Here is a 4,209-nt window from a genome sequence, read left to right as displayed (position 1 = left end):
TGTTCGGTTCGGCGTCGTCTTGGTCGGTCGAACACCCGCAGAAGATCTTCGTGTCCGTCTCCAGTTGGACGTGGATTTCGAGGCCGATGACGGCCACGAGTTCGCCCTCTTGGACAGCCTGAGCAGTCATTGCTCACTGGTTGGTCGGGTGAGTGTTAAAATCCTGCGGGACGTGCCGAGCCACGACGGTTTCCCGTCTTTGACGGAGTTCGGACGGTCCGTTGTCGAGCGAGTGATCAGCACGCTTGCAGGCAAGGTACCGGTGATAATCCCCTCTCTAAGTGGGTCGGGGTCGAACCCGTCGGTAAGATGGAACCGACCGAACTGAATGCCGTGCTCGAAGAGGCGGGTCTCTCCCCATATCAGGTGGATGCGTACGTCACGCTGCTCGAACTCGGATCGGCGTCGGCGAGCGAAATCGCGTCGATGAGCGGAGTGCCGCAACCGCGAATCTACGACGTGCTTCGGACGCTGGACGACGAGGGCTACGTTACCGTCTACGAGCGTGACCGACTATACGCCCAAGCAACCCACCCGTCAGAAGCCCTGTCTGGGCTCAAGACGGCAATCGAGCGGTACGAATTCGCCATCGACGAAATCGAGACGCGATACCAAGCACCCGAAGTGCGGGAAGGTGACGTGAGTCTCGTCCAACGATTTCGAACGGTGTTGGACCACGCTCGTGAATCGATCGGGATGGCGAACGAGCACATCCAACTGGCGGTTCCCGCCGATCAGTTCACCACGCTCCAACCGCTGTTGCGGGATGCCCACGAACGCGGCGTGTACGTTCAACTCTCGCTCCACCTCCCGCCCGACGACGAACTCCCGTTCGACCGTTCGGAGTTCGAGGGAGTGTGTACCGAAGTCCGCCGACGTGACCTCGCCGGGCCGTTCCTCCTGTTGGTCGACCGCCAGCGCGCCTGTTACGCGACGAACAGTTCACGGGAGTACGGCGTGCTCGTGGACGACTACACGACGACGTACGTGTTCCACTGGTACTACCTGACGCGACTCTGGGAGGTGTACGAGACGATATACGACGGACGCAACGAACGGCCTCCGTACTCGTTCGTGGAGATAACGGACTGTATTCGCGGGATAGAGCCCCTTCTGGACGATGGAGCCGAGATATTCGGACGCGTCGAAGGGGAGTTGGTGAGAACGGGGCGAGATCGCACGCTCTCGGGGCAGTTCGTTGACGTGGAATATACCGGTACCAGAACGGGAGGGACGCCCGCTTCGCTCATAGAATTGGCCGCGGAAGCGACGATTCACTTCCAAACGGAGGAGAAACGATACACGATCGGCGGACGGGGAGCCGAGAGGGAGGACATCGCCGCGAAACGGTTTACCGTCGAACGAATCGATGGCCCCTGATCGTCGTCCTCCAACCGGAAGTACGGAGACTCCAAGGCGAATTCCCGCTTTTCGGTGGGTGATGCAGTTGATACTGTGGGTGACAATCCAGCGTGAGTGAATCTCCGCACTCCGAGCGTAGCATCCCGGATCAAAAAACGGAGGCCAAGGCACGCACTTCGAGTTTCTGTCGGACGGTCGGGGTTCGCCGACTTTCGGACAGTATCTTTCGAAGAAATGATAAACTTGTCCCAGATTCGAACCAATAGCCGGGTGGAATTATTTAGAGTCAACAGATATTTCCTTGCCTAAACATTGAACAGCGTCCAGATGCACGCAATCAGCGAAGTTCGATCTCACTCCGACAGGAGCGTCCCCGAGAACGGCGCAAAACTGAACTCCGTTGTACACAGCCGTGTACTGCGTCATTCATGACTGCAATCGAGGAGTTCCGGCGCGAATCCGATCCGTTCATATTCGCACTCTCACTCGTTCCCCTGATCGGAATCATCGTTAGCATCGTCGCGTGGCCGGATGCCGCCGCGTCAAAACTGGCGACTGCGAATACGTTTATCATTTCCAATCTCGGATGGTTCTTCCTTTTAGTGGTGCTCCTCTCGTTCGTCTTCGTACTGTACATCCTGTTCAGCCCGTGGGGACGTATCAAACTCGGCGGCCCGGACACCGACCCCGATTTCTCGTTCTGGCAGTACCTCGTATTGACGTTTACTGCTGGTCTCTCGTCGGGTGGCCTGGAATTTTGGGGGCCGGTCGAACCGCTCGTCCACTACAACACTCGGCCGCCGTACTTCAGTTCCCATGTCGGTACGTGGGCGCGGATGGTCGACGCACTCCAGTATGCCATCTTCCACTATGGCATGTCCGCGTGGGCCACCTACCTCGTATTCGCCATCTCCATCTCGTACTTCGTCTATCGGAAGGATACGTCGTTCCGACCCGCTGTCATTCTCGCCCCGTTCGTCGGTGCCGATAACATAGGTGGCTGGGTCGCTAAACTGGTTGACGCGATGGTTGTCATCATCACCATCAGCGGCATCACCGTCTCATTCGGCCTCGGCATCAGCCAGTTCACCGCTGGTCTCGGATTTAAGTGGGGCATCCATCTCGGCGACACTGGCCGTATCGGGCTTATCCTGCTGGTCGGTGCCTTGTTCTTACTCTCCGTCGTCACCGGAATTGAGAAGGGTATCCGTCGATTCGCCGACCTCAACATCGTGTTGCTACTCGGACTGATGGCCGTTACGTTCGTGTTTAGCCAGCCCGCATCGCTGGTCAACCTCGGTACGGAAGCGCTCTCCGGGTACGTGACCGACTTCGTCGGCATGAGCCTCTACTACAGCCCGAAGGCCACCGACTGGCTCGGCTCTTGGACGCTGTTCTTCTGGCCGTGGTGGCTCACGTTCGCACCGATGGTCGGCATTTTCATGGCGCGTATCTCCCAAGGGCGGACGCTCCGTCAGCTCGTCTTCGCGGGGCTCCTCGGTTCGTTTGGGCTTACCGTCCCCTGGTACGTCGCTACCGGCGGCTCCGCGCTCCTGCTACAGACCTCGGGTGCCACAGACCTACTCGGCATCTACTCGAAATCGGGCCTCGAAGCTGTCGGATTCGCACTGTTTGAACAACTCTTCCCCTACCCCGGTGTATTCTCGGCCATCCTACTGGCGCTCGTCATCAGCTTCCTCATCACCACGTTGGACTCCTCTACGCTCAGCATCGCCATGGTCATCGTGAAAGGCGACGAATCGCCGTCCTCACTCAATCGCGTCATCTGGGGGTTGATGATGGTGCTTCTCACCGTCTCACTGAGCCTCGCTGGCGGTATGCCCGTTCTCCAGTCGTTTACCATCCTCGTCGGGTTGCCGACTGCTATCCTCTGTGCCGTCACTATGGTCGGCATGCTTCTCGAATTCGAACGAGAATTCCCCATCCTTACCGAGGACGACATCGACGACACCGACGACATCGAAACCGCACCGATGCAGTCGACGGTTCAGCAACGCGCAAGGCAAACCCCCGACTCCGACGACTGAATCGTGTTGGAGGGCCGGGAAGTTGGGAGAACGGGAAGTCACCATACCTATCTCTCGACGCTCAGGATTCCTCCGTCATCAGCGGACGGGGATGTCACGTCGATGCTTCCCGTTCGTGGGAGAGGTGGGAAACCGTCGGAAGGATACCGGTGAAGACCGCCACGAGGAGGGCGAGGACCAAGGCCGGAACCAACGCCGCCCGTAACGTCGTTGCGTCGGCGATGACGCCGATGATGACCGGTCCGATGGCGAATCCGCCGTAACCGGTCGTCGAAACGGCGGCGATTGCCGGTTCGGCCGGTGACTCGGGGTCGTAATTCCCCGCCATGCTCATCGCGACGGGCATGAGACCGGCGAGGCCGAAACCGAGCAACGCCAAGCCGACCAGCGAAACGATCGTTTGGGCGACGAGCGTCAACGCGAGACCGAGGGCGGCGACGATGGCAGTGGTTCGAATGAACCGCTGTGAGCCGAGTCGCACGACGATGTAGTCGGAGAGGAATCGACCGAGCATCATCGTGAGGGAGAACGCGCCGAATCCCAGTGCGGCAACGGTTGCAGAGGTACCGACGCTGCTCTTGAGGAACACGGCGCTCCAATCGTTTCCGACGCCCTCGATAAAGAGCGCACAGAATCCGATGGCGCAAAACCCGGCGAGCTTTCGGGATGGGAGGGAGAAAGCGGGTTCGGCGCCGGAGTCGCCGTTCTTCGGGAGGAGCCACGCACTCGCGGCGAGTCCACCGGCGAGCAAGGCGAGGCCGACGATCAGGAAGTGCGTTCGAACCGAGAGTCCGAGCGT

The 4,209-nt window shown here is 59.4% G+C and carries 4 protein-coding genes; 2 read left to right on the top strand and 2 right to left on the bottom strand.

The annotated features are described in order from the left end of the window. On the bottom strand, positions 1 to 130 hold a 130-nt coding region (locus WBV42_RS13890; protein WP_423986554.1), incomplete at its 3' end, for a hypothetical protein. 179 nt (positions 131 to 309) lie between these two features. Between WBV42_RS13890 and WBV42_RS13885 the strand changes: the two genes are divergently transcribed. Beyond that, the gene (locus tag WBV42_RS13885; RefSeq protein ID WP_423986553.1) at positions 310 to 1,380 is read left to right on the top strand and encodes a TrmB family transcriptional regulator; all 1,071 of its coding nucleotides are present in this window, start codon (positions 310 to 312) and stop codon (positions 1,378 to 1,380) included. Positions 1,381 to 1,790: 410 nt separating this feature from the next. Next, positions 1,791 to 3,410 carry a BCCT family transporter gene (locus WBV42_RS13880; protein WP_423986552.1) on the top strand — a complete coding sequence of 540 codons (1,620 nt, stop codon included), beginning with the start codon at positions 1,791 to 1,793 and terminating at the stop codon, positions 3,408 to 3,410. A gap of 94 nt (positions 3,411 to 3,504) precedes the next feature. On the opposite strand, the gene WBV42_RS13875 is transcribed toward WBV42_RS13880, so the two are convergent. Then, on the bottom strand, positions 3,505 to 4,209 hold a 705-nt coding region (locus WBV42_RS13875), incomplete at its 5' end, for an MFS transporter (RefSeq protein ID WP_423986551.1).

This window comes from Haladaptatus sp., assembly GCF_049589095.1.
In the GTDB taxonomy this organism is placed as follows: Archaea; Halobacteriota; Halobacteria; order Halobacteriales; family Haladaptataceae; genus Haladaptatus.
The sequence above is the reverse complement of the archived record's forward strand: the minus strand, read 5'-3'. Positions and strand labels throughout refer to the sequence as shown.